Source organism: Bradyrhizobium nivariense (assembly GCF_029846695.2).
Lineage (GTDB): Bacteria > Pseudomonadota > Alphaproteobacteria > Rhizobiales > Xanthobacteraceae > Bradyrhizobium.
Window position 1 is genome coordinate 41,100 of record NZ_JARWCR020000023.1, and the last position, 24,155, is coordinate 65,254.

A 24,155-nucleotide genomic window follows, 5' to 3' on the forward strand; every position below is an offset into this window, starting at 1 on the left:
GCCCTTCATCGCGGCTATGGTCGCGCCGAAACGAGGGATTTGCCTTGAGCTCTTCGACGTCAGCGGCGCCGGTCATCACCATTGGCAAGGTCAAATTCGGCAATGATCTGCCGATCTCGATCATTGCCGGGCCGTGTCAGCTCGAAAGCCGCCAGCATGCGCTGGAGGTGGCTTCCGCACTGAAGGAGATCGCCGCGCGGCTGCAGATCGGCCTCGTCTACAAGACGTCGTTCGACAAGGCCAATCGCACCAGCGCGTCGGCTGCGCGGGGCCTTGGGCTTGCGCAGTCGCTGCCGATTTTCGCCGAAATCCGATCGTCGCTCGGCCTGCCGGTCCTGACCGACGTGCATGACGCAGCGCAGTGCGCCGAGGTGGCGCAGGCGGTGGACGTGCTGCAGATCCCCGCCTTCCTGTGCCGGCAGACCGATCTGCTGCTGGCCGCCGCCGCGACCGGCAAGGTCGTCAACGTCAAGAAAGGGCAATTCCTCGCGCCCTGGGATATGGCGAACGTCGTGTCCAAGATCACGAGCGCGAACAATCCGAACGTGCTCGTCACCGAGCGCGGCGCCTCCTTCGGCTACAACACACTGGTCTCTGATATGCGCGCGCTGCCGATCCTGGCGCGGACCACCGGCGTGCCCGTGATCTTCGACGCGACTCATTCGGTGCAACAGCCGGGCGGGAAGGGAACGTCTTCCGGAGGCGAGCGCGAATTCGTGCCGGTGCTCGCACGCGCGGCCGTCGCTGTCGGTGTTGCCGGCGTCTTCATCGAGACCCATCCCGACCCCGATAGCGCGCCGTCCGACGGACCCAACATGGTGCCGCTGCGCGAGTTCGAAGGGCTGATCCGAAAGCTGATGGCATTCGACGCGCTCGCCAAAGAATCTGTCAAAACCGGCCCGCGCTGATGCAGCAAGGCGAGGCGCGGCCGCACGATCACGGCCTGCCGGCCGCGCTTTACGTCATCTCCGGTGCAAGCTTCGCCGCAGCGCTCTCGGCGCGCGCGCTCGATCCGGTGCTGCCGCACGTCGCCGAGGATTTTTGGCGTCAGCATTGCGACCGCTGCCGGCTTTGCCGCGGTGTTCGCCTTCACCTTTTCGATCATCCAGCCGATTGTCGGCGCCGCCGCCGATCTGTTCGGCAAGACGCGGCTGATGATCGGCTGCCTCGCGCTGCTCGGCCTTGCCAACATTCTGGGCGCGCTTTCGACCTCGTTCTCGGTTCTGTTCGCGACCCGCATCCTCGCCGGCATCGGCTCCGGCGGCGTGTTTCCGGTGGCGCTCAGCCTGACCAGCGATCTCGTCGGTCCGGAGAAACGCCAGGTCGCGATCAGCCGCACGCTCGCCGGCGCGATGACCGGCAATCTCCTCGGCGCCTCGGCCTCCGGCCTGATCGGCGATTTCCTCGGCTGGCGCGGCGTGCTGGCGGTGCTCGGTGTGCTTGTGATCGTTGCATCGATCGCAGTCGCCGCCGGTTTTCGTGGCGCCAAGGTCAAGCATCCGCCGAAGACGAGTCTGTCGGCGCTGAAGGCCGGCTATCGCACCATCTTCACCAACCCGAACGCCTATGTCTGCTATTCGGCGGTGTTCATTGAAGGCTGCTGCGTGCTCGGTCTGTTTCCCTACATCGCCTCGTTCCTGTTCGAGCTCGGGCAGACCTCGCTCTCGATCGCCGGTCTCGTCATCGCGGGCTTTGCGGTCGGCGGCTTGTTCTACACGCTGACGGTGTCGCGCCTGCTGCCATGGCTGGGCATGAAGGGAATGATGATCGCGGGCATGACGCTGGTGGCCTCGCAGCTCGTTGTCGTCGCCTTCGGCCCACGCTGGGAAGTGCAGGCGCTCAATCTCATCGTGATGGGATGGGGCTTCTACATCGCCCATGGCTGCCTCCAGATGTTTGCCAGCGAGCTCTCGGTCGAGGCGCGTGCCACCGCGCTGTCGCTGCATTCGTTCTTCTTTTTCATGGGGCAGACGGTCGGGCCGCTCGCCTATGGCCTTGGCCTCCAGCATGGCGGCAAGATGCCGACCCTGTTCGCGAGCGCAGCGATCGTGGTGGTGCTGGGATTCGTCTGCGCCCGGCTGCTGAAGCAGCGGGCGCCGGGAGACGCGCGGGTCTGACGGACGTATCAAGCTACCGCTCTTCGTGTTTTAGCAGGATCAACGCCGCGCGTGTCTTGGGTCTGGCGTCACCGTGCCACAGCCGCCCGTCGTATGCATGGCACGCGGATTGCTTCCCTTTTGAGCAAATCAAGGTGTGAGACCGTGGACGCTCAGCCCATCCGTTGGCCCAGCGCAGCAAGCGCGACCCGATCGACCGGATACCCCACCAGGCCACCACTGCGGCGTTTCCTGACCGATTGCTACGAGGAGTTCAGGGCCGACAGTTCGGGCGAACTCGCCGACTACATTCCCGAGCTGAAGCGTGCCAATCCCGATGATTTTGGCATCGCGCTCGTCACCATCGACGGCCACGTCTACGAGGTCGGCGACAGCGCGGTGCCGTTCACGATCCAGTCGGTCTCGAAGGCCTTCGTGTTCGCGCTGGCGCTGGAGACGGTGGGCGAGGAGCGCGTCGCGGCCACGATCGGGGTCGAGCCGAGCGGTGAGGCCTTCAATTCGATCCGGCTCACCAACGACAACCGCCCTTTCAACCCGATGGTCAATGCCGGCGCGATTGCCTGTTCGGGCCTGATCTACGAGGTGGACGGGAACGGCGCCTTCGAGCGCGTCCGCTCAAAGCTCAGCCAATTCGCCGGCCGCGAGCTCGGCGTCGACGAGGCCGTGCATGCCTCGGAAACCGCAACCGGCAACCGCAACCGGGCCATTGCCTGGCTGCTGCGGAATTACGCGGTGCTGCCGGACGACGTCGACGCCGTGCTGGACGTGTATTTCCGCCAATGCGCGATCCTGGTCACTGCGCGCGATCTGGCGGTGATGGCGGCAACGCTCGCCAATCGCGGCATCAATCCAGTAACCGGCGTGCAGGTGATCACGCCGCACATCGTCGCGCGCACGCTGTCGGTGATGACGAGCTCGGGCATGTACGACTATGCCGGCGAGTGGACCTATCGCGTCGGCATCCCCGCCAAGAGCGGCGTTGGCGGCGGCATCGTCGCGGCGCTGCCTTCGCAATTGGGACTCGGCACCTTTTCGCCGCTCCTGGACAATCATTTCAACAGCGTGCGCGGCCTCAAGGTCTGCGAGGCGCTGTCGGCGCGGTTCGACCTGCACATGCTCAACCGCAACGCTGACGTTCGCAGCAGCGTCATGGCCGACTATGATATCTACGGCATCTCGTCGCGCCGCAGCCGCCAGCCGCACGAGCAGCAGATTCTCGATGATCGCCACAGCGATATCCGCATCCTTGAGCTCGTCGGCGCGCTCAATTTCGGCACCATCGACTACGTCACACGAAGACTCACCAGTGAGCCGCCGAACGCGCCGCTCCTGATCATCGATTTCCGCCGCGTCCCCGACATCACCGCAGCCGGCGCAGAGCTTCTGGGTGAGGCGCTGACGGCGCTCGGCAATGCCGGCATCAGCACGGTTCTATCAGGCTTCGAGGAGACGTCCGCGGTGTGTGTCGCGATTTCCGCGCGCACGGCGGATCCGCGAAGGCTGCGGCGCTTCGCGCTGCTCGACGATGCGATCGAATGGGCCGAGGACCAGGTGATCTATCGCTTCGGCGGCTTCACCGACGTGAAGGAGAGCGCGCATCTCGGCGAACAGGCGCTGCTGGCCGAGCTCGACGCCGACGAGATCGGCGCTATCGTCAAGCTCTCGACCACGCGCCACTACACTGCCGGCCAGCGCATCGTCGCGGCCGGCGCGCCCGCCAATTCGCTGTTCTTCCTCCAGAGCGGCATGGTCAGCGTCAAATTGCGAAGCGGCGTGCGGCTGGCCTCGCTCGGTCCCGGCATGGAGTTCGGCGAGATGGCAATCCTCGAAAGAAGCCGCAGCGCCGACGTCTTCGCCGATACGCTCGTGACCTGCCTCGAACTGCCGCTCGACAGTTTTGCCGACTACCGCCGGCTGCATCCCGAGACCTCGCTGAAGATCATGCGCAACCTTGCCGCAATATTGGCGCGGCGGCTGGTGGCAGCCAACGCCAAGGTCGACCTGCTCAGCGCTTATTAGTTAGCCGGAACCGCACCGCTTGCTGGACATTTAGAGCATGATCCGGAAAAGTGGGAAGCGGTTTTCCGAAAAGATCATGCTCAAACAACAACCTAAAGCGCGATGATGATTCATCCTCATCTCATCGCGCTTTAGAAACGTTCAGCCCCGCCCGCGATACGGCGCGACGCCTTGCTCGGGCACCCAGAGGCCCTTCGGCGCGCGGCCGGTCTGCCAGAACACGTCGATCGGGATGCCGCCGCGCGGATACCAATAGCCGCCGATGCGCAAGAACTTCGGCTTGATCTCGCTCGCGATGCGCTTGCCGATCATTACGGTGCAGTCCTCGTGGAAGGCGCCGTGATTGCGGAAGCTCGCGATGTAGAGCTTGAGCGACTTCGACTCCAGCAGCCACGCAGCCGGTGCGTAGTCGATCATCAGATGTGCGAAATCCGGTTGTCCCGTGACCGGGCAGAGCGAGGTGAATTCCGGCACGGTGAAGCGCACCAGATAGTCCGTGCCCGTTTGCGGATTCGGCACGCGGTCGAGCTGCGCTTCTTCCGGCGTGTGCGGCCATTCGACCGCGCGGCCGAGCTGAAGGGATTTCTTCGCCATTGTCGTCACATCCTGTTTCGCGTGCCGGGATGGACGCAAATGCCGCTGTCGTCAACCGGCGGCGACCGTCTGGATCATGACGATCCGGTCGTTGCCGGACTCGCAGCCCCAGAGCTCGCCCGGCCTGCCGTCGAGCTGGCGCACATTGGCATTGGCTTTGTCGCTGGCGAATACGTTGAACTTTTCGGTCGCGGGATCGAAGCGGACGATGGCGTTAGCGGAGAAATCGGTCAGCCAGACCTTGTCCTTGTCGTCGACATAGACCGCGTAGGTGCGGGGACGTTCGCCGGGCAGCTTCCAGGTCTTCCAGGAGGCTCCCACGGGATCGTGCACCGAGACGTGGCCGCTGTTCCACTCGCTGACCCAGATCCGGCCTTTCGAATCCGACCAGACCCGTCGCGAACCCTGGCTCGGCGTTGGCGGCTCGACCACACTGGCGCTGCCCGTCGCCAGATCGATCTTGGCAATATAGCTGCCGGCAAGCGAGGCATACCAGACGTCGCCCTTGGGCGTGACGGCGATGCCGTAGGGGCCGACGCCCTTGGGCGCCCTGAACACGTCCATCCCGCCCGAGTTCGGCTTGAGCCGGCCGTAATAGCCGGACTGGCCGGTGAACCAGTAGGTGCCTTCCTTGTCGAACACGCCGGTGTTGAGATTGGCGTCGGCGAACTTTTCGGGCAGGCGGAACAGCGTGACCTTGAGGTCGGAAGGATCGACGCGGGCGATCGCATTCTGGCCGCCCTCGGTGATCCATGGCGCGCCGTCGGGGCCAATGGTCACGCCGTGCGGGGCGGCGCCCTGGCCGAGGCTGACCGTCTTATAGCTGCCATCCTTCGGATCGAGCCTGCCGAGCATGCCCTTGCCCTGGGCCGTAAACCAGACCGTGCCATTAGGGGCGGGGGCAAGGTCGTGCAGACCGATGCCGGAGCTGATCGGGAAGTATTTTGTCCGGAACGGCCCTTCCTGCGCAAAACTTGGGCGGGCCGCGAGGAGGGCGGCGCTCGAGGCAAGAAACTGGCGGCGATTCATGGCGTTACCCCGACTGTTTCAGATTGAGGTTTTGCGCGCGGACCAGATGCCCTTAAGCTTAGTCCTGGAGGCTTCACGCGTCAGTCGAAGCACGCCGTCCAAGCGTTCACATTTGCTTGCGCTCCGTGTAAGACCCGCGGCACCGATCAGCCCTAACGAACGGAAGTGCACATCATGACCGCCATCATCGACATCATCGGCCGCGAAATTCTCGATAGCCGTGGCAATCCCACCGTCGAGGTCGACGTCGTGCTGGAAGATGGCGCGCTTGGCCGTGCTGCCGTGCCGTCCGGCGCCTCCACCGGCGCCCATGAGGCGGTGGAACTGCGCGACGGGGACAAGGCCCGCTATCTCGGCAAGGGCGTCACCAAGGCGGTCGGCGCCGTCAACGGCGAGATCTTCGAGGCCCTGAGCGGCCTCGATGTCGAGCAGCAGGCCCAGCTCGACCAGATCATGATCGACCTCGACGGCACGCCGAACAAAAGCCGGTTAGGGGCCAACGCCATCCTCGGCGTCTCGCTCGCCTGCGCCAAGGCGGCCGCGAACTCGCTCGACATGCCGCTCTACCGTTACGTCGGCGGTACCTCGGCGCGGCTGCTGCCGGTGCCGATGATGAACATCATCAATGGCGGCGTGCACGCCGACAACCCGATCGACTTCCAGGAGTTCATGATCCTCCCCGTGGGCGCGTCCTCCTTCGCCGAGGGCCTGCGCTACGGCGCCGAGGTCTTCCACACCTTGAAGTCCGAATTGAAGAAGGCCGGCCACAACACCAATGTCGGCGACGAGGGCGGCTTTGCCCCGAACCTGCCGTCGGCGGACGCCGCGCTCGAATTCGTCATGAACGCGATCGGCAAGGCCGGCTACAAGGCGGGCTCCGACATCGTCATCGGCCTCGACTGCGCCTCGACCGAGTTCTTCAAGGACGGCAAATACGTCTATGAGGGCGAGGGCAAGACCCGCTCGATCTCCGAGCAGGCCAAGTACCTTGCTGACCTCGTCTCGCGCTATCCGATCGTGACCATCGAGGACGGCATGTCGGAAGATGACATGGACGGCTGGAAGGAGCTGACCGACCTCGTCGGCAAGAAGTGCCAGCTCGTGGGCGACGATCTCTTCGTCACCAACGTCAAGCGCCTCGCCGAGGGCATCAAGGCCGGCAGGGCCAACTCGATCCTGATCAAGGTCAACCAGATCGGAACGCTGACCGAGACTCTCGCCGCCGTCGAGATGGCGCACAAGGCCGGCTACACCTCGGTGATGTCGCACCGCTCCGGCGAGACCGAAGATTCCACCATCGCCGACCTCGCGGTTGCCACCAATTGCGGTCAGATCAAGACCGGCTCCCTTGCGCGTTCCGATCGCACCGCCAAATACAACCAGCTCCTGCGCATCGAGCAGCAGCTCGGCAAGCAGGCGCTCTACGGCGGCAAGGCGGCACTGAAGGCGCTGGCATAAGCCGGCGCTTAGACAAGAACAGGGGAGGATCGACATGACCGACGGCAAGACCGGACTGCAACTGCGTTCGCTGATCAAGAAGAGCGGAGAGCTCGAGATCTCGCTTCTGGACGTGCCGACCCCCGAACCCGCCGCGGACGAGGTCGTCGTCCGCGTCGAGGCGGCGCCGATCAATCCGTCCGACCTCGGGCTCCTGATCGGCGCGGCCGATATGAGCACGGCAAAGGCTTCGGGCGACAAGGGCGCTCGCGTCATCACCGCGAAGGTGCCGGAAGGCGCGATGCGGGCGATGGCAGGCCGGCTCGACGAGTCCATGCCGGTCGGTAACGAGGGCGCGGGCGTCGTGATCAGGACCGGCTCGTCGGATGCCGCGAAGGCACTGATGGGCAAGACCGTCGCCATGATCGGCGGCGCGATGTATACGCAGTATCGCACGCTGAAAGTGCGCGAATGCCTGCCGCTGCCTGAAGGCACCACGCCGGCGGAAGGCGCGTCCTGCTTCGTCAATCCGCTCACCGCGCTCGGTATGACCGAGACCATGCGGCGCGAGGGTCACAAGGCGCTGGTGCACACCGCGGCGGCCTCCAATCTCGGGCAGATGCTGAACAAGATCTGCATCAAGGACGGCATCCCGCTGGTCAACATCGTGCGCAGCAAGGAGCAGGCCGACATCCTGCACAAGATCGGCGCCAAATACGTCGTCGATTCCACCGCGCCGAGCTTCCTCGGCGATCTCACCAACGCGCTGGTCGAAACCGGCGCCACCATCGCCTTCGACGCCATCGGCGGCGGCAAGCTCGCCGGCGACATCCTTAATTGCATGGAAGCCGCAATCAACAAGACGGCCACAGCCGGTACGGCTCCAACGTGCACAAGCAGGTCTATGTTTACGGCGGGCTCGATGTCCGCCCGATCGAGCTGCCGCGCGGCTTCGGCATGGCCTGGGGCGTCGGCGGCTGGCTGCTGTTTCCGTTCCTGATGAAGATCGGGCAGGCGGACGGGGCCAGGCTGCGCCAGCGCGTCGTCGACGAATTGAAGACCACCTTCGCCAGCCATTACACCAAGGTGGTGTCGCTTTCCGAGGCGCTCGATCCCGCCAACATCGCAGTCTACGCCAAACGCGCCACCGGCGAAAAATTCCTCATCAATCCGAATAAATCTTCGTGATTTGCGACGGCGCGTGACCTGGGGGGAAGGACCGGCCGCGCCGGCCCAACCTCGCTTGATCGACATGTTCATGCCTGAGCAGTCGGGCGAACGACGATCTCGCCGACATCCACGCTATCTGGTTGAGCTATCGCGAAAGCGATGGCTTCTGCGATAGCGCTCGCCGGAATGGCCAGTGCCTTCATGCTCGCCTGCCCCTGCTCCCGTAGCGCGGAATCCGTCATGGAGGATGGAAGCTCGGTATCGACATAACCGGGAGAGATGGTCGTCACCCGAAGCGACGGGCCAGCCTCCTGACGAAGTCCTTCGGAAATCGCTCTGACGGCATTCTTCGATCCAGCGTAGACGGCCATTGTCGGAACGATCTTGATGCCGGCGCGGGGAGCGATACCGTTCTACTTGCCGGCAGTTTCGGTTTCGAAGCGTCAGACGCCGAATTGCTGCTCGATGCGCTGCCTCGCTTTCTGCTCATACCATCGCGCAGTCCGTCGGCACCCGTCATTCATTCCACGCTCCAGATTCTCGACCTTGAAATCAGGGGGACAGGAATCGGAGCGGCCGTACTCACCGACAGGCTCGCCGACGTCCTGCTCGTCCAGGTGCTCCGCGCAGCGCTGGATCAGAGTGCCGGCGAGGGTTTTGGATGGATCAACGCGCTGGTCGATGCCAGGATCGGCAAGGCAATCAGGCTGATGCACGAAGACGTCGCTCACCCCTGGACCCTGGAAGCATTAGCCGACGCGATCGCCATGTCACGATCTGCGTTTTCGAAGCGGTTCAAGTCGCTGGTGGGGCTCGCGCCGCTCGACTACCTCCTTCGGTGGCGTATGCGGCTTGCACGCGATCAGCTGCGACGCGGAGCGACCGTTTCGGCAACCGCCGCGCAGCTGGGATATTCGTCGGAGAGCGCCTTCGGACATGCCTTCAAACGAATCTACGGCCAAGCACCGAAGCGATATTGGGGCGGACAGGCCAACGGCGAAAAATTCCCCATCAACCCAAATAAATAATCGTGATGTGCGAGGGCACGTCACCGAAAGAAGGTCTTGCCTTCTGAGCGAAGCGGGAGATTATTCCGCCGCCATTGAAAGCGGAAAAACCGCAAGGCGCGCTCAGAAGGGGACCTCTCCATGACCGATCTCAATCGCCGCCATTTGCTCGCGGGCGTCGCCGCCCTCAGTGCGGCTGCCGTGACCAGGCTTGGACCGACCGCCGCCAATGCCGCAGTGCCGCAAGCCGGCACGCAGGCGCCGGGCTTCTACCGCTATAAGGTCGGCAGCTACGAGTGCACCTCGATCAACGACGGCGCGCGCACTTTCCCGATGCCGGACAAGTTCGTCGTCAACGCGCCGAAGGAGGAAGCTCTGGCTGCGGGCGAGGCGGCCTACATGCCGAAGGGCATGGTCACGGTGCCGTTCAATCCGCAGCTCATCAACACCGGCTCCAAGCTCGTGCTGATCGATACCGGCAACGGCGTTGCCAATCTCGAGCCGAGCAAGGGCGCGGTCGGTCGCACGCTGCAGAACCTCCAGGCCGCCGGCGTCGACCCCAAGAGCATCGACGTCGTGCTGCTCTCGCATCTGCATCCCGACCACACCAACGGCATTCGTCTCGCCGACGGCGCGCTTGCCTTCCCCAATGCGGAGATCATGGTGCCGGGCAAGGACTGGGAGTTCTGGACCAGCGAGGAAAACGCCGCCAAGGCCGAGTCCAACCCGATGATGAAGAACTACTTCGCCAACGTGAAGAAGACCTTTGCCGGCCTCGAATCCAAGGTGACGAAGTACGAGGGAGGCAAGGAGGTCGCGCCTGGCATCACCTCGATCGCGACGCCGGGCCACACGCCGGGTCACACCTCGTTCGCGATTGCGTCCGGCGATGCCAAGGTGCTGATCCAGTCGGATGTCACCAACATCCCTGAATTCTTCCTGCGCAATCCGGACTGGCATGTCGCGTTCGACACGGATGGCCCGATGGCACAAGCGACCCGCCACAAATTCTACGACATGGCGGCGGCCGAGAAGGCGACCGTGATCGGCTTCCACTTCACGTTCCCCTCGATCGGCCATGTCGAGAAGGACGGCGCCAAATATCGCCTGATCCCGTCGGCGTGGAATCCGACGATCTGATCGGGGTGAGACGTTTGCACAAGAGATCGGGCCGCCGCTTGGCGGCCTGATTGTTTTGGGCAACCGTTCAGAAACTCAGTGTTTCCAAATCGCACCGGTCCATGCACTTGCATCCATCGCTGGGGATCGTTTAAGTGCCGCCCCGGCACTCCCGCTGAAGATTTCGAGGACACCCCATGGCCTACAATATCGTCACGATCGCCGGCAGCCTGCGCAAGGACAGCTTTTCGCTGAAGATCGCCAATGCGCTCGCCAAGCTCGCGCCGGCCTCGCTCAAGCTTGAGGTCGTCACGCCGGCCGGCATCTCGTTCTTCAACCAGGACCTCGAGGGCGCGCCGCCGGCCGACTGGTTGTCTTTCCGCGAAAAGATCCAGAAGTCGGACGGCGTTATCTTCATCACGCCTGAATACAATCGCGCGATCCCGGGCGTGCTGAAGAACGCCATCGACGTCGCCTCGCGGCCCTATGGCAAGAGCTCATTCAACGGTAAGCCGGTCGGCATCATCTCGAACTCGCCGGGCCCGCTCGGCGGCGTCAGCGCCGCCAAGACGCTCCAGAACATCCTGCCGGGTATTTCCGGCCCGATCATGCAGCAGCCGGAAGCCTATTTGAACGCAGTCGGCGACGCCTTCGATGCCGACGGCAATTTGGCCAAGGACTCGCTGAAGCCCGTGCTCCAGGCCTATCTCGACGCGTTTGCGGCGCACGTGGCGAAGCATCACGGCTGAGGGGCTATTCCCAAGTCTCCGTCATGGCCGGGCTTGTCCCGGCCATCCACGTCTTTCCCGAACTGACGAAGAACGTGGATGCCCGGCACAAGGCCGGGCATGACGGCTGATTCAGGCATGGAACGCGAAGCGGGGAGGGGCAATTAGCACGCCCTTAACCAACCTGTCCCATCTTCTCCTGATGGTCTCCCGCGCGCGCCTCAAATCGATCCTGACCGGTCTTGCCCTCTATGCGATGGCGGCCGCCATCGTCGGCTATTTCGGCGTCAACGCCTATACCGGCAAATACGGCCTCAACGCCCGCCAGGAGCTCGACCAGGAGATCGTGGCGCTGACCAGCGAGCTGGCGCAGCTCAAGCGCGAGCGCGCCAGGAGCGAGCAGCGCGTTTCGCTGCTGCGCTCCGCGAAGATCGACCCCGACATGCTGGACGAGCGGGCGCGCTTCCAGCTCGACTACGTCAATCCGCGCGATCTCGTCCGGATGATCCCGGCGAACTAGCGCTTCAGACCGGCGTCGAAAGCCGCTGCCGAAAACCGCAAGTCTCAACTCTCCCGAAAGTCGAAGGCCTGGAAGTCGAGGCCTGGAACCGGACTGCGGCCTTGACGGCAGCGCCGCAGCGGGTTCATGGCTTCCATCGCATTGGCCAGGGTTGACGCAGATCAACCGGGCCGTGCCGGCACGGTCTAGCTTGCCACCCGGAGGAAACAGTGATGAATGGGCAAGCCCCCCGGCATCACGCGGCCCGCGTCGAGGCCGCCATCGCGTCAGGCCAGGCGGCACGCTCCGCGCTGGTGGCCTCGTGGCGCCGTTCGTCCAGATTGCATTGTCTCGATCCCGCCGGCCGTAGCTCGCCGACCCGGCTGAGCGAAGCCGAGCTGCACCACGCGTGCGAGCGCGTCGCGCCGCTGCTGTCCGCTGCGCGAGGCGCGATGGACCGGCTCTACCAGGCGGTCGGCGCGAGCGGCTGCTGCGTGCTGCTCGCCGACGGCGAGGGCGTGCCGGTCGATCGCCGCGGCACCCCGGCGGACGACGCGACGTTTCAGTCCTGGGGGCTCTGGACCGGAGCGCTCTGGAGCGAGGAGCACGAGGGCACCAACGGCATCGGCACCTGCCTCGTCGAGCAGCGTCCGCTCACAATCGACCGCGACCAGCATTTTTTCACCCGCAACACGCTTCTGAGTTGCACGGCCGTTCCGATCTACGACCATGAGGCCGCGCTCGCGGGCGTGCTCGACGTCTCGTCCTGCCGCGCCGACCGCACCGACGCGTTTTCCAGTCTCATCGCGCTCGCGGCGGGTGAGGCGGCCAAGCGTATCGAGGCCGATCTGTTTCGCAGGGCCTTCGCCCATGCCCGTATCGTGCTGAGGCAAGGTGCGGACGGCCAGTGCGGCGGCCTCGTTGCGGTCGATGCGGACGATCTCGTGATCGGCGCGACCCGGTCCGCCCGAGTGGCACTTGGAATCGCGCCCGGCCGGGCGTTGCAGCCGATGCCTGCCGCCGATCTCCTCGGCGGCGATACCGCGCGCGACCATCTTGCCGGCGGTCAGCGCGCGGTGTTGCAGCGGGCGCTCTTGCGCGCGGGCGGCAATGTCTCGGCGGCCGCCAAGGCCCTCGGCGTCAGCCGCGCCACGCTGCACAGAAAGCTCAAGCGGTTCGAGCTGAACGCGCATTGAGCTGCTCGTGACCTCATGGTGAGGAGACCGCGAAGCGGTCGTCTCGAACCATAAGAGGCCTGACTGTCACCCCCGCCATCCTTCGAGACGCGCGCAAGAGCCCGCTCTCAGGCTGAGGTCAGTATGTGCGGTAGCAGGACGTGCCGCCTCATCACCTGTCGCAGAACTGCGACAGGTCGGCTCCGTCATCGCTCCCGCACGGGCTGACAGAGAACGCCTCCCGCGACATCGTCGGCCCAAGTCGCGACCACGCGACGAATTGCGCAAACAGCAAACATCGGGAGTGATCAATGAACAAGGTGGAATTCCTCAGCGTCACCAAAGTTCCCTTCGCCGAACGCTATGACAATTTCATCGGCGGCAAATTCGTCGCGCCGATCTCCGGCAAGTATTTCGACAACGCCTCGCCGGTGAACGGCCAGATCGTCTGCAAGATCGCGCGCTCCGACGCGCAGGACGTCGAGGCTGCCCTCGACGCGGCGCATGCGGCCAAGGCCGCCTGGGGCCGCACCAGCGTCGCCGAGCGCGCCGCGATCCTGAACCGGATCGCCGACCGCATGGAAGAAAATCTCGAGCGTCTCGCCATCGCCGAGACCTGGGACAACGGCAAGCCGATCCGCGAGATCCGCGCCGCCGACATCCCGCTCGCAATCGACCACTTCCGCTATTTCGCCGGTGTCGTCCGCGCCCAGGAAGGCTCGATCGGCGAGATCGACCACGACACCATCGCCTATCATTTCCACGAGCCGCTCGGCGTTGTCGGCCAGATCATCCCCTGGAACTTCCCGCTGCTGATGGCCTGCTGGAAGCTCGCCCCTGCGCTCGCCGCCGGCAATTGCGTCGTGCTCAAGCCGGCCGAGCAGACCCCGGCCTCGATCATGGTCTGGGCCGAGATCATCGGCGATCTCCTGCCGCCCGGTGTCCTCAACATCGTCAACGGCTTTGGCCTGGAAGCCGGCAAGCCGCTCGCGTCCAGCCCGCGCATCGCCAAGATCGCCTTCACCGGCGAGACCACGACGGGCCGGCTGATCATGCAATATGCCAGCCAGAACCTCATTCCCGTCACGCTCGAGCTCGGCGGCAAGTCGCCGAACATCTTCTTCAGCGACGTGACCGCCGAAGACGACGACTTCTTCGACAAGGCGATCGAAGGTTTCGTCATGTTCGCGCTGAACCAGGGCGAGGTCTGCACCTGTCCGAGCCGGGCGTTGGTCCACGCCGACATCTATGACCGCTTCATGGAGCGGGCGCTGAAGCGCGTCGCCGCGATCAAGCAGGGCGACCCGCGCGCGGCCGACACCATGATCGGCGCGCAGGCATCGGGCGAGCAGCTCGCAAAAATTCTCTCCTACATCGACATCGGCAAGCAGGAGGGCGCGAAGGTGCTGGCCGGCGGCGGACGCGCCGAGCTCGGCGGCGATCTCGCCGGCGGCTTCTACGTCCAGCCGACCGTGTTCGAGGGCCACAACAAGATGCGCATCTTCCAGGAGGAGATCTTTGGCCCCGTCGTTTCGGTCACGACCTTCAAGAGCGACGACGAAGCGCTCGAGATCGCCAACGACACGCTCTATGGCTTGGGAGCCGGCGTCTGGAGCCGCGATGCCAACCGCTGCTACCGCTTCGGCCGGGCGATCCAGGCCGGCCGGGTCTGGACCAACTGCTACCATGCCTATCCCGCACATGCGGCCTTCGGCGGCTATAAGCAGTCGGGCGTCGGGCGCGAGACCCACAAGATGATGCTCGACCATTACCAGCAGACCAAGAACCTGCTGGTCAGCTACAGCCCGAAGAAGCTCGGCTTCTTCTGATCGGGCAGGCGGAGAGGGCGGCGCTGTTCTGCGCCGCCCGTTCCAAATGTCGGGACCGCGTTGGGTCGACGTTGCTTGACGCGGCCACGAATCGCCGGGCGGCCGCCGTGCATCGATTTGTTGCCCGATCCGCGTCAAAGATTTTGCAATATTACGATCACGTTGCAGTGCGGCATAATGAAAGTCGTGCCATGCCGCCGCGGTGCTTTCCAAGGGCGTTTGAGTTGGGTTAGAGAGGGCTGAAGTTTTCTCTGACCCGGAATTCCCATGGCCGCACCCAAGAAAGCCGCCGCAAGCACTGCACAGGACAAGACCGACGGCGGTTCGCCCCCGGAATTCACCAGGGAGCAGGAGCTCAAGGCGCTCCGCGACATGCTCCTGATCCGGCGGTTCGAGGAAAAGGCCGGCCAGCTCTACGGCATGGGCGCGATCGGCGGCTTCTGCCATCTTTATATCGGCCAGGAGGCCGTGGTGGTCGGGATGCAGATGGCCTTGAAGCAGGGCGATCAGGTCATCACCGGCTATCGCGACCACGGCCACATGCTCGCCACCGGCATGGAGGCCAACGGCGTCATGGCCGAGCTCACGGGCCGCCGCGGCGGCTATTCCAAGGGCAAGGGCGGCTCCATGCACATGTTCAGCAAGGAGAAGCACTTTTACGGCGGTCACGGCATCGTCGGCGCCCAGGTCTCGCTCGGCACCGGGCTTGCCTTCGCCAATCACTATCGCAGCAACGACAATGTCAGCGTCACCTATTTCGGCGACGGCGCGGCCAACCAGGGCCAGGTCTATGAGAGCTTCAACATGGCGGAGCTCTGGAAGCTGCCGGTGATCTACGTCATCGAGAACAACCGCTACGCCATGGGCACTTCGGTCTCGCGCGCCTCGGCGCAGCAGGATTTCTCCAAGCGCGGCGCCTCCTTCAACATTCCCGGTCAGCAGGTCGACGGCATGGACGTCCGCGCCGTGAAGGCCGCCGGCGACGAGGCTGCGGCCTGGTGCCGCGCCGGCAAGGGCCCCTTCATCCTGGAAATGCAGACCTACCGTTATCGCGGCCACTCGATGTCCGATCCCGCAAAGTACAGAACGCGCGAGGAGGTCGAAAAAGTCCGCCACGACCAGGATCCGATCGAGCAGGTGCGCAACCGCCTCTTGGCCGCCAAGGTCAGCGAGCAGGATCTGAAGGCGATCGACGCCGAGGTGCGCGACATCGTCAATGCCTCCGCCGATTTCGCCCAGCATGATCCCGAGCCGGATGCCGCCGAGCTCTGGACCGATATTTACCGCTGAACGCGCGCAAGCTTTCTTTTGGAGTCGATATGCCAATTCAAGTGCTGATGCCCGCGTTGTCGCCCACGATGGAGAAGGGTAACCTCGCCAAATGGCTGAAAAAAGAGGGTGAGACGATCAAGTCGGGGGACGTGATCGCCGAGATCGAGACCGACAAGGCGACCATGGAGGTCGAGGCGACCGATGAAGGTACGCTCGGCAAGATCCTCATCCCCGAGGGCACCGCCGACGTTGCCGTGAACACGCCGATCGCGACGATTCTGGCCGATGGCGAGAGTGCCGCCGATCTCGCCAAGGCGCCCGCTCCGCAGCAGAAGGCTGCCGAATCCGCAGCCCCCGCCGCTGCAAAAGCCGAAGCGCCCGCGCCCAAAGCTGCGCCTGCACCGCAGGCCGTTGCAGAACCCGACCCGGAGGTGCCCGCCGGCACCGAGATGGTGACCCAGACCATCCGCGAAGCCCTGCGCGATGCCATGGCCGAAGAGATGCGCCGCGACGCCGACGTCTTCGTGATGGGCGAAGAGGTCGCCGAATACCAAGGCGCCTACAAGGTGACGCAAGGGCTGCTTCAGGAATTCGGCGCCAAGCGCGTCATCGACACGCCGATCACCGAGCACGGCTTTGCCGGCATCGGCGTCGGCGCCGCGATGACCGGATTGAAGCCGATCGTCGAGTTCATGACCTTCAACTTCGCCATGCAGGCGATCGACCAGATCATCAACTCCGCGGCCAAGACGCTCTACATGTCCGGCGGCCAGATGGGCTGCTCGATCGTGTTCCGCGGGCCCAACGGCGCCGCCGCGCGCGTCGCCGCCCAGCACAGCCAGGACTATTCGTCCTGGTATTCGAACGTCCCGGGCCTCAAGGTCGTCGCGCCGTTCTCGGCCGCTGATTACAAGGGCCTGCTCAAGGCCGCGATCCGCGATCCCAACCCGGTGATCTTCCTCGAGAACGAGATGCTCTACGGTCACACCGGCGAAGTGCCGAAGCTCGACGACTTCGTGATCCCGATCGGCAAGGCGCGCATCGTGCGCTCCGGCAGCCACGTCACGATCATCTCGTGGTCGAACGGCATGAGCTACGCGCTGAAGGCTGCCGACGAGCTCGCCAAGGATGGCATCGAGGCCGAGGTGATCGACCTGCGCACGCTGCGTCCGATGGATACCGAGACCATCGTCAATTCCGTCAAGAAGACCGGTCGCGCCGTCACGGTGGAAGAGGGCTGGGCCCAGAGCGGTGTCGGCGCCGAGATCGCCGCGCGCATCATGGAGAACGCCTTCGACTATCTGGATGCGCCTGTTGCCCGCGTCTCCGGCAAGGACGTGCCGATGCCCTATGCCGCGAACCTGGAGAAGCTCGCGCTGCCCTCGGCGGCCGAAGTGGTCGAGGCCGCCAAAGCCGTCTGCTACAGGTAGACCATGGCGGGTCCGAAGGAGCAGCCATTGCCACCCGACGTCCTCGTCCGCGATGATGCGGTCGAGATCCTGCGCGTGTTCGTGCTGGACGGCGGGCTGTCGATGGCGTTCCAGCGGGCCTTCGAAGAGCCCGACATGTGGGGCCTGCTGCTCGTCGATCTCGCCCGTCACGCCGCGCGCGCCTATGCGCGCGAGAGCGAATATACCGAGGAGGACGCGCTGACCCGGATCATCGAGATGTTCCAGGCCGAGATCGAGCGTCCCACCGACACCGGCACCACGACGCCGCGCGGGAAGGGACACTGACCGTGGCGATCGAATCCTATCATTTCGATTTCATGCTGGAGGCGATCCGCGAGGCGGAGGCCTCGATCGCGCAGGGCGGCCTGCCGATCGGCGCCGTGCTGACGCGCGATAACAAGATCATCGCCCGCGGCCACAACAACCGTGTGCAGGAAAACAACGTCATCCTGCACGGCGAGATGAGCTGCCTGCGCGAAGCCGGCGCGATCTCGTTCCACGACACCGTCATGTACACCACGCTGTCGCCGTGCTCGATGTGCGCCGGCGCGCTCGCTCTGTTCAAGGTGAAGCTGGTGGTGATCGGGGAATCCGTCACCTTCCCGGGCTCCAAGGACATTCTCGACAAGTTCGGCATCCCCTGGATCGACCTTGCCGACGACCGCTCCATCACCATGATGAAGAATTGGCGTTCCATCCCTGCCAATGAGCGCCTGTGGCAGGGCGACATCGGCAACTAAATCTGGTCTGTTCGTCTCCGGTCCGGAGACGAATTTTTGCAAAGTTCTTCTTGAGGTCAGCATGCCCATCAACATCCTGATGCCCGCTCTTTCGCCGACGATGGAGAAGGGCAACCTCGCCAAGTGGCTGAAGAAGGAAGGCGACAAGGTCAAATCCGGCGACGTCATCGCCGAGATCGAGACCGACAAGGCGACCATGGAGGTCGAGGCCATCGACGAGGGCACCATCGCCAGGATCCTCGTACCCGAGGGCACGCAGGACGTTCCGGTCAACGACGTGATCGCGGTGCTGGCCGGCGAGGGCGAGGACGTGAAGGCGGCAGCTGCCGCCAAACCCAGCGCTTCGGCCGCACCTCCGAAAGCCGCCGAAGCACCGGCGGCTGCTCCGGCGCCCGCGCCTGCCGCGCCCAGGTCTGCGCCGCCCAAGGCTGCGCCGCCGCCCACTGCTGCTGCCGCGCCGAAACCTGCCGCCGCACCGGCCGCGCAGAGCAACGGCCATGGCGGCCGCGTGTTCTCCTCGCCGCTGGCGCGCCGGCTCGCCAAGGACGCCGGCGTCGATGTTGCGATGGTGACCGGCACCGGCCCGCACGGCCGCGTCGTTGCGCGCGACGTCGAGCAGGCCAAGTCCGGCAAGGGCCTCAAGGCACCCGCCGCCGCGCCGTCGGGCGCGCCCTCGATCGCGCCGACCATGTCGGACAAGCAGATCCTGTCACTGTTCGAGCCCGGATCCTACGAGGTCGTCCCGCATGACGGCATGCGCCGCACGATTGCGCAACGCCTGACCGCGTCGATCCAGAACGTCCCGCACTTCTACCTCACCATCGACTGCGACATCGGCAAGCTGCTTGCCGCCCGTGAGGAGATCAATGCGGCTGCTCCCAAGGACAAGGAGAAGAAGCCGCTCTACAAGATCTCGGTCAACGACTTCGTCATCAAGGCGATGGCGGTCGCGCTGCAGAAGATCCCGAATTGCAATGTGAGCTGGACCGAATCCGGCATGGTCAAGCACCACCATTCCGACGTCGGCGTTGCGGTGGCGATGCCCGGCGGCCTGATCACGCCGATCATCCGCAAGGCCGAGACCAAGACGCTGTCGACCATCTCCAACGAGATGAAGGATTTTGCGGCACGCGCCCGCTCGCGCAAGCTGAAGCCCGAGGAATATCAGGGCGGCACGACGGCTGTCTCGAATCTCGGCATGTTCGGCATCAGCCACTTCACCGCCGTGATCAATCCGCCGCACGCGACCATCCTCGCGGTCGGCACCAGCGAGGAGCGGCCTGTTGTACGTGGCGGCAAGATCGAGATCGCGAACATGATGAGCGTGACCTTGTCCTGCGATCACCGCGCCATCGACGGCGCGCTCGGCGCCGAGCTGATCGGCGCCTTCAAGCAGCTGATCGAAAATCCCGTCATGATGATGGTGTGACGAGAGAATTCGTGTCGTCATTGCGAGCGAAGCGAAGCAATCCAGGACGTGACCGGCAGACTGGATTGCTTCGTCGCAAGAGCTCCTCGCAATGACGGTCTCGAACGTTGACACCGGTTGAACGGGAACGAGCGCTAAGCATGGCCGACACATCCTTCGACATCATCATCATCGGCTCCGGTCCCGGCGGCTATGTCACCGCGATCCGCGCCGCACAGCTCGGCTTCAAGGTCGCGATCGTCGAAAAATCCTATCTCGGCGGCATCTGCCTGAACTGGGGCTGTATCCCGACCAAGGCGCTGCTGCGCTCGGCCGAGATCTACCACTACATGCAGCACGCCAAGGACTACGGCCTCTCGGCCGAGAAGGTCTCGTTCGACCCGAAGGCGGTGGTGCAGCGCTCGCGCGGCGTCTCGAAGCGGCTCAATGACGGCGTCGGCTTCCTGATGAAGAAGAACAAGGTCAGCGTGATCTGGGGAGCGGCCTCGATCGACGCGCCCGGCAAGGTCACGGTGAAGAAGTCCGACGTCGAGGGTCCCAAGGGCGCGCTGGGCGAGGGGACGTATCAGGCCAAGCACATCATCGTTGCGACCGGCGCCCGGCCGCGCGTGCTGCCGGGGCTCGAGCTCGACAAGAAGCTGATCTGGACCTACTTTGAAGCGATGGTGCCGGAGAAGATGCCGAAGTCACTGCTGGTCGTCGGCTCCGGCGCGATCGGCATCGAGTTCGCCTCGTTCTTCCACACCATGGGCTCCGACGTGACCGTGGTCGAGGTGCTCCCGCAGATCCTGCCGGTCGAAGATGCCGAGATCGCTGGCTTCGCGCGCAAGCGTCTGGAGAAGCAGGGCATCAAGATCATGTCCTCGACCAAAGTGACAAAACTGGAGAAGAAAGCCGACAGCGTCGTCGCCACCATCGACGACGGCAAGGGCAAGCCTGTCACGACCGAGTTCGAGCGGGTGATCTCGGCGGTCGGCGTCGTCGGCAACATCGAGAATCTCGGGCTCGAAAAGCTCGGCGTCAAAACCGACCGCGGCTGCATCGTGATCGACGGCTACGGCAAGACCAACGTCCCCGGCATCTACGCCATCGGCGACGTCGCCGGTCCGCCCATGTTGGCCCATAAGGCCGAGCATGAGGGCGTGATCTGCGTCGAGGCGATCAAGGGCCTGCGCCCGCACCCGATGGACAAGAACCTGATTCCGGGCTGCACTTATTGTCAGCCGCAGGTGGCCTCCGTCGGCCTCACCGAAGCCAAGGCCAAGGAGAACGGCCGCGAGATTCGCGTCGGCCGCTTCCCCTTCGTCGGCAACGGCAAGGCGATCGCGCTCGGCGAGGACCAGGGCCTGGTCAAGGTGATCTTCGACAAGAAGACCGGCCAGCTGCTGGGCGCCCACATGGTCGGTGCCGAGGTCACCGAGCTGATCCAGGGTTACGTCGTCGCCATGAATCTGGAGACCACGGAAGAGGAGCTGATGCACACGGTATTCCCGCATCCGACGCTGTCGGAGATGATGAAGGAAGCCGTGCTGGATGCTTATGGGCGGGTATTGAATATTTGATCGCCCAATCCGTCATCCTGAGGTGCTCGCGCAGCGAGCCTCGAAGGATGCACGGCCGAGGTGCTGCAGCCGGGCTCGTCGCCCTTCGAGGCCTCCGCTTCGCTCCGGCACCTCCAGCGACAACGGCTTCGCCGTTGCGCAGGGGTGACGGGATAGACATTGAGAACACCAGAACAAGAAGAGGGCTCATCCCATGCAGGACAACGACAACCTCACCATCGAACGCCCGACCTTCGTCACCCATCTCGAATGCGCGATGGAGGGCGATCACTATCCAGCGGACCAGGTCCACAACCTCTCCAAGGCCGGCAAGCCGCTGCTGGTGCGCTACGACCTCGCGGGTGTGAAGAAGGCGCTGACCAAGGATGCGCTTAGCGACCGTCCCGCCGACATGTGGCGCTACCGCGAGCTGCTGCCGGTGCGCAAATGCAAGGACATCGTCTCGCTTGGCGAGGTCACCACGCCGCTGATCCGGCTGCCGAAGCTCGGGAAAAAGCTCGGCGGTGGCGAGATCATCGTGAAAGACGAGGGGCGGCTGCCGACCGGCTCGTTCAAGGCGCGCGGGCTCGTGATGGCGGTGTCGATGGGCAAGGCGCTCGGCATCAAGCACATGGCGATGCCGACCAACGGCAATGCCGGCGCGGCGCTCGCGGCCTATGCGACCTCCTGCGGCATCAAGACCACGATCTTCTGCCCGGCCGATACGCCGGAGGTGAATGTCAGCGAGATCGAGCTTCAGGGCGCGACCGTCTACCGCGTCAACGGCTATATCGATGATTGCGGCAAGATCGTCGGCGAGGGCAAGGCGAAGGTCGGCTGGTTCGACACCTCGACCTTGAAGGAGCCGTACCGCATCGAGGGCAAGAAGACGATGGGCCTCGAGCTCGCCGAGCAGCTCGGCTGGGACGTGCCCGACGTGATCTTCTATCCGACCGGCGGCGGCACCGGCCTGATCGGCATGTGGAAGGCGTTCGACGAGCTGGAGAAGATCGGCTTCATCGGCAGCAAGCGCCCCCGCATGGTCGCGGTGCAGGCATCGGGCTGCGCGCCGATGGTGCGCGCCTACGAGGCCGGCACCGAGCATGCCACGCGCTGGGAGGACGCTCACACCATCGCTTCCGGCATCCGCGTGCCGCAGGCGATCGGCGACTTCCTGATCCTGCGCGCGGTGCGGCAGAGCAAGGGTTTTGCCGTTGCGGTCGACGACGACAAGATCTCGTCGGCGCTCAACGAGGTCGCGCGCGAGGAGGGCCTGCTGTTGTGCCCCGAAGGCGCCGCGACCTACGCCGCCTACAAGGACAGCCTCGCCGACGGCCGCGTCAGCAAGACTGACCGCGTCATGCTGTTCAACTGCGCCACCGGCCTGAAATACCCGCTGCCGAAGGTCGACCGCACGCTCGATCGCCACAAGCCGATCGACTATACGCAGTTCTAGCGCGTCATTTCGGCTCTTCACGAACGATCCCTCTTCCCGTACGCGGGAAGAGACAAAAACAACAATGACATCGCTGGGAGAAGACAATGAAGGCCGCCTGGGCTTCGCTGATTGCCATTCTCGCTGTTGCAGGCGCCGCGCGCGCCGACGATTATCCTTCACGTCCCATCACCATCATCGTGCCCTTCGCCGCCGGCGGGCCGTCGGATGCGATGGCACGGGTGCTTGCCGAGCGGATGCGGACGTCGCTCGGCCAGGCCCTGGTGATCGAGAACGTCACCGGCGCCGGCGGGTCGATCGGCGTCGGCCGCGCCGTTCAATCGCCGCCGGACGGCTACACGATCTCCTTCGGCCATCTCGGCACCCACGTTGCCAACGGCGCCGTCTACAAGCTCAACTACGATCTCGTCGCCGATCTCGAACCAGTGGTGCTGTTGCCGAGCAACCCGATGATCGTCGTCAGCAAGAACGCGGTGCCCGCGACCTCTCTCAAGGATCTGCTGACATGGCTGAAGTCGCGGCCGACGCCGGCGACCGCCGGCACCGCCGGCGCGGGTTCCGGCAGCCACATCGCCGGGGTCTATTTCGAGAGCGTCAGCGGCATCAAGCTGCAATACGTGCCGTATCGCGGCACCGCGCCCGCCCTGAACGACCTCATTGCCGGCCAGATCGACGTCATCGTCGACCAGACCTCCAACTCCATCAACCAGGTCCGCGCGGGCACCATTCGCGCCTACGCAATCACCGACGACAAGCGTCTGTCATCGGCGCCCGACATCCCGACGGCGGAGGAGGCGGGCCTGAAGGGTTTCAACATGACGCTGTGGTCCGGCATGTGGGTGCCGAAGGGTACGCCGAAGGCGATCGTCACCAAACTCAATGCCGCAGCCGTGGAAGCGCTGAACGATCCCGCCGTGAAGAAGCAGCTCGAAAGCCAGGGCCTGGAGATGACGCCGCAGGATCAGCTCACGCCCGAAGCGCTCGGCACGCGGCAAAAGGCCGACATCGCCAAATGGTGGCCGATCATCAAGGCGGCGAATATCAAGGTGGATTGAGGTGCGTGCCGCTTCCTTCATGGCCACACGACGAGGTTCCTCGCCGTGAAGAGGCTCGAGGCTACCACATCATGTCTTGGCTTCACCGGGCCCCGACAGGGCCGTCTCCAGACATTGTATCAGAGCCGGCGTGGAGAACGGCTTCGCGAGAAAGCAGATGGCGCCAGCCTTCAGCGCGCGCTCGCGCACGGCATCGTCGGGAAAGGCCGTCATGAAGATGAAGGGCGTGCTGTGACCGAGACCGCGCATATGCATCAACAGATCAACACCGCTCATGGCCGACATCTGCACGTCCGTGATCACACAGGACGTCATGTTCAGTTCGGCCGATTGGAGAAATTCGTCAGCGGAGCCAAAGATGTAGACCGTGTATCCCCGCGACGTCAGAAGATTGTTCGTCGCCAGGCGGACGGAGGGATCGTCGTCGATGATGGAAATGACCGAAGGGACTGACAAGATGATCGCTCCTGATCGCGGAGCCGCCGGCC

Annotated in this window: 20 protein-coding genes and 3 pseudogenes; 19 read left to right on the plus strand and 4 right to left on the minus strand. The window is 64.4% G+C overall.

Translation table 11 applies throughout. The annotated features are described in order from the left end of the window. Positions 1 to 44: 44 nt before the first annotated feature. From kdsA to glsA, 3 genes and pseudogenes are all read left to right on the plus strand, one after another. Positions 45 to 908: a 3-deoxy-8-phosphooctulonate synthase gene (gene kdsA, locus QCM77_RS20325; RefSeq protein WP_279663860.1), complete on the plus strand. Its 864-nt coding sequence runs from the start codon at positions 45 to 47 to the stop codon at positions 906 to 908. Further along, positions 908 to 2,117 (plus strand): annotated as a pseudogene (locus tag QCM77_RS20330) (MFS transporter). The gene kdsA and the pseudogene QCM77_RS20330 overlap by 1 nt, the downstream one beginning before the upstream one ends. 144 nt (positions 2,118 to 2,261) lie before the next feature. Continuing rightward, positions 2,262 to 4,136, plus strand: a complete 1,875-nt coding sequence (gene glsA / locus QCM77_RS20335) for a glutaminase A (protein ID WP_279663858.1) — start codon at positions 2,262 to 2,264, stop codon at positions 4,134 to 4,136. Between the two features lie 141 nt (positions 4,137 to 4,277). On the opposite strand, the gene queF is transcribed toward glsA, so the two are convergent. Together queF and QCM77_RS20345 are read right to left on the minus strand one after the other, a co-directional pair. Then, positions 4,278 to 4,730 (minus strand): preQ(1) synthase, encoded by a 453-nt coding sequence (queF, locus tag QCM77_RS20340; RefSeq protein WP_279663857.1) that lies wholly within the window; start codon positions 4,728 to 4,730, stop codon positions 4,278 to 4,280. Positions 4,731 to 4,781: 51 nt separating this feature from the next. Then, a complete protein-coding gene (locus QCM77_RS20345) occupies positions 4,782 to 5,759 on the minus strand; it encodes a Vgb family protein (RefSeq protein ID WP_279663856.1) in 978 nt (325 codons plus the stop codon). 174 nt (positions 5,760 to 5,933) lie between these two features. On the opposite strand from QCM77_RS20345, the gene eno reads away from it, so the two are divergent. Continuing rightward, positions 5,934 to 7,217 (plus strand): phosphopyruvate hydratase, encoded by a 1,284-nt coding sequence (gene eno / locus QCM77_RS20350; RefSeq protein WP_211387143.1) that lies wholly within the window; start codon positions 5,934 to 5,936, stop codon positions 7,215 to 7,217. Positions 7,218 to 7,251: 34 nt separating this feature from the next. Further along, positions 7,252 to 8,384: pseudogene (locus QCM77_RS20355) on the plus strand (zinc-binding dehydrogenase). Positions 8,385 to 8,452: 68 nt separating this feature from the next. Here QCM77_RS20355 and QCM77_RS20360 read toward each other — a convergent pair. Continuing rightward, positions 8,453 to 8,761, minus strand: a pseudogene (locus tag QCM77_RS20360) (SDR family NAD(P)-dependent oxidoreductase); the annotation flags it as partial. Here QCM77_RS20360 and QCM77_RS20365 point away from each other — a divergent pair. The 14 genes from QCM77_RS20365 to QCM77_RS20430 all read left to right on the plus strand — a co-directional run bounded on the left by QCM77_RS20365 (position 8,711) and on the right by QCM77_RS20430 (position 23,667). Then, positions 8,711 to 9,394, plus strand: a complete 684-nt coding sequence (locus QCM77_RS20365) for a helix-turn-helix transcriptional regulator (protein ID WP_279663915.1) — start codon at positions 8,711 to 8,713, stop codon at positions 9,392 to 9,394. The pseudogene QCM77_RS20360 and the gene QCM77_RS20365 sit on opposite strands and share 51 nt — an antisense overlap. Before the next feature lie 120 nt (positions 9,395 to 9,514). After that, positions 9,515 to 10,513 carry an MBL fold metallo-hydrolase gene (locus QCM77_RS20370; protein WP_279663854.1) on the plus strand — a complete coding sequence of 333 codons (999 nt, stop codon included), beginning with the start codon at positions 9,515 to 9,517 and terminating at the stop codon, positions 10,511 to 10,513. A gap of 176 nt (positions 10,514 to 10,689) precedes the next feature. Further along, positions 10,690 to 11,241, plus strand: a complete 552-nt coding sequence (locus tag QCM77_RS20375) for an NADPH-dependent FMN reductase (RefSeq protein ID WP_279663853.1) — start codon at positions 10,690 to 10,692, stop codon at positions 11,239 to 11,241. Positions 11,242 to 11,422: 181 nt separating this feature from the next. After that, entirely contained in the window at positions 11,423 to 11,740 is a 318-nt protein-coding gene (locus QCM77_RS20380) for an FtsB family cell division protein (protein ID WP_247349469.1), read from the plus strand. A gap of 212 nt (positions 11,741 to 11,952) precedes the next feature. After that, complete coding sequence (locus QCM77_RS20385) at positions 11,953 to 12,915, plus strand: helix-turn-helix domain-containing protein (protein WP_279663852.1); 963 nt, start codon at positions 11,953 to 11,955, stop codon at positions 12,913 to 12,915. Positions 12,916 to 13,205: 290 nt separating this feature from the next. Beyond that, the gene (adh, locus tag QCM77_RS20390) at positions 13,206 to 14,723 is read left to right on the plus strand and encodes an aldehyde dehydrogenase (RefSeq protein WP_279663851.1); all 1,518 of its coding nucleotides are present in this window, start codon (positions 13,206 to 13,208) and stop codon (positions 14,721 to 14,723) included. A 267-nt stretch (positions 14,724 to 14,990) separates the two neighbouring features. Continuing rightward, complete coding sequence (gene pdhA / locus QCM77_RS20395; protein WP_279663850.1) at positions 14,991 to 16,013, plus strand: pyruvate dehydrogenase (acetyl-transferring) E1 component subunit alpha; 1,023 nt, start codon at positions 14,991 to 14,993, stop codon at positions 16,011 to 16,013. Between the two features lie 29 nt (positions 16,014 to 16,042). After that, a complete protein-coding gene (locus QCM77_RS20400) occupies positions 16,043 to 17,425 on the plus strand; it encodes a pyruvate dehydrogenase complex E1 component subunit beta (protein WP_279663849.1) in 1,383 nt (460 codons plus the stop codon). 3 nt (positions 17,426 to 17,428) lie between these two features. Next, positions 17,429 to 17,731, plus strand: a complete 303-nt coding sequence (locus tag QCM77_RS20405) for a DUF5076 domain-containing protein (protein ID WP_279663846.1) — start codon at positions 17,429 to 17,431, stop codon at positions 17,729 to 17,731. 2 nt (positions 17,732 to 17,733) lie between these two features. Then, positions 17,734 to 18,186, plus strand: a complete 453-nt coding sequence (locus QCM77_RS20410) for a nucleoside deaminase (RefSeq protein ID WP_279663843.1) — start codon at positions 17,734 to 17,736, stop codon at positions 18,184 to 18,186. Positions 18,187 to 18,247: 61 nt separating this feature from the next. Then, positions 18,248 to 19,615, plus strand: a complete 1,368-nt coding sequence (locus QCM77_RS20415; protein WP_279684636.1) for a pyruvate dehydrogenase complex dihydrolipoamide acetyltransferase — start codon at positions 18,248 to 18,250, stop codon at positions 19,613 to 19,615. A gap of 140 nt (positions 19,616 to 19,755) precedes the next feature. Next, a complete protein-coding gene (gene lpdA / locus QCM77_RS20420) occupies positions 19,756 to 21,177 on the plus strand; it encodes a dihydrolipoyl dehydrogenase (protein ID WP_279663839.1) in 1,422 nt (473 codons plus the stop codon). A gap of 193 nt (positions 21,178 to 21,370) precedes the next feature. Then, positions 21,371 to 22,612 carry a threonine synthase gene (locus tag QCM77_RS20425; RefSeq protein WP_279663838.1) on the plus strand — a complete coding sequence of 414 codons (1,242 nt, stop codon included), beginning with the start codon at positions 21,371 to 21,373 and terminating at the stop codon, positions 22,610 to 22,612. Between the two features lie 86 nt (positions 22,613 to 22,698). Next, positions 22,699 to 23,667, plus strand: coding sequence for a tripartite tricarboxylate transporter substrate binding protein BugD (locus tag QCM77_RS20430; RefSeq protein WP_279663836.1), 969 nt, complete (start codon positions 22,699 to 22,701; stop codon positions 23,665 to 23,667). A 69-nt stretch (positions 23,668 to 23,736) separates the two neighbouring features. On the opposite strand, the gene QCM77_RS20435 is transcribed toward QCM77_RS20430, so the two are convergent. Then, the gene (locus tag QCM77_RS20435; protein WP_279663834.1) at positions 23,737 to 24,123 is read right to left on the minus strand and encodes a response regulator transcription factor; all 387 of its coding nucleotides are present in this window, start codon (positions 24,121 to 24,123) and stop codon (positions 23,737 to 23,739) included. Between the last annotated feature and the right edge of the window lie 32 nt (positions 24,124 to 24,155).

What these genes read in the sequence shown, in the direction of transcription:
- queF (WP_279663857.1), bottom strand. Translation starts at nt 4,730, where the DNA reads ATGGCGAAGAAATCCCTTCAGCTCGGCCGCGCGGTCGAATGGCCGCAC.
- QCM77_RS20345 (WP_279663856.1), bottom strand. Translation starts at nt 5,759, where the DNA reads ATGAATCGCCGCCAGTTTCTTGCCTCGAGCGCCGCCCTCCTCGCGGCC.
- eno (WP_211387143.1), top strand. Translation starts at nt 5,934, where the DNA reads ATGACCGCCATCATCGACATCATCGGCCGCGAAATTCTCGATAGCCGT.
- QCM77_RS20370 (WP_279663854.1), top strand. Translation starts at nt 9,515, where the DNA reads ATGACCGATCTCAATCGCCGCCATTTGCTCGCGGGCGTCGCCGCCCTC.
- QCM77_RS20375 (WP_279663853.1), top strand. Translation starts at nt 10,690, where the DNA reads ATGGCCTACAATATCGTCACGATCGCCGGCAGCCTGCGCAAGGACAGC.
- QCM77_RS20380 (WP_247349469.1), top strand. Translation starts at nt 11,423, where the DNA reads ATGGTCTCCCGCGCGCGCCTCAAATCGATCCTGACCGGTCTTGCCCTC.
- QCM77_RS20385 (WP_279663852.1), top strand. Translation starts at nt 11,953, where the DNA reads ATGAATGGGCAAGCCCCCCGGCATCACGCGGCCCGCGTCGAGGCCGCC.
- adh (WP_279663851.1), top strand. Translation starts at nt 13,206, where the DNA reads ATGAACAAGGTGGAATTCCTCAGCGTCACCAAAGTTCCCTTCGCCGAA.
- pdhA (WP_279663850.1), top strand. Translation starts at nt 14,991, where the DNA reads ATGGCCGCACCCAAGAAAGCCGCCGCAAGCACTGCACAGGACAAGACC.
- QCM77_RS20400 (WP_279663849.1), top strand. Translation starts at nt 16,043, where the DNA reads ATGCCAATTCAAGTGCTGATGCCCGCGTTGTCGCCCACGATGGAGAAG.
- QCM77_RS20405 (WP_279663846.1), top strand. Translation starts at nt 17,429, where the DNA reads ATGGCGGGTCCGAAGGAGCAGCCATTGCCACCCGACGTCCTCGTCCGC.
- QCM77_RS20415 (WP_279684636.1), top strand. Translation starts at nt 18,248, where the DNA reads ATGCCCATCAACATCCTGATGCCCGCTCTTTCGCCGACGATGGAGAAG.
- lpdA (WP_279663839.1), top strand. Translation starts at nt 19,756, where the DNA reads ATGGCCGACACATCCTTCGACATCATCATCATCGGCTCCGGTCCCGGC.
- QCM77_RS20425 (WP_279663838.1), top strand. Translation starts at nt 21,371, where the DNA reads ATGCAGGACAACGACAACCTCACCATCGAACGCCCGACCTTCGTCACC.
- QCM77_RS20430 (WP_279663836.1), top strand. Translation starts at nt 22,699, where the DNA reads ATGAAGGCCGCCTGGGCTTCGCTGATTGCCATTCTCGCTGTTGCAGGC.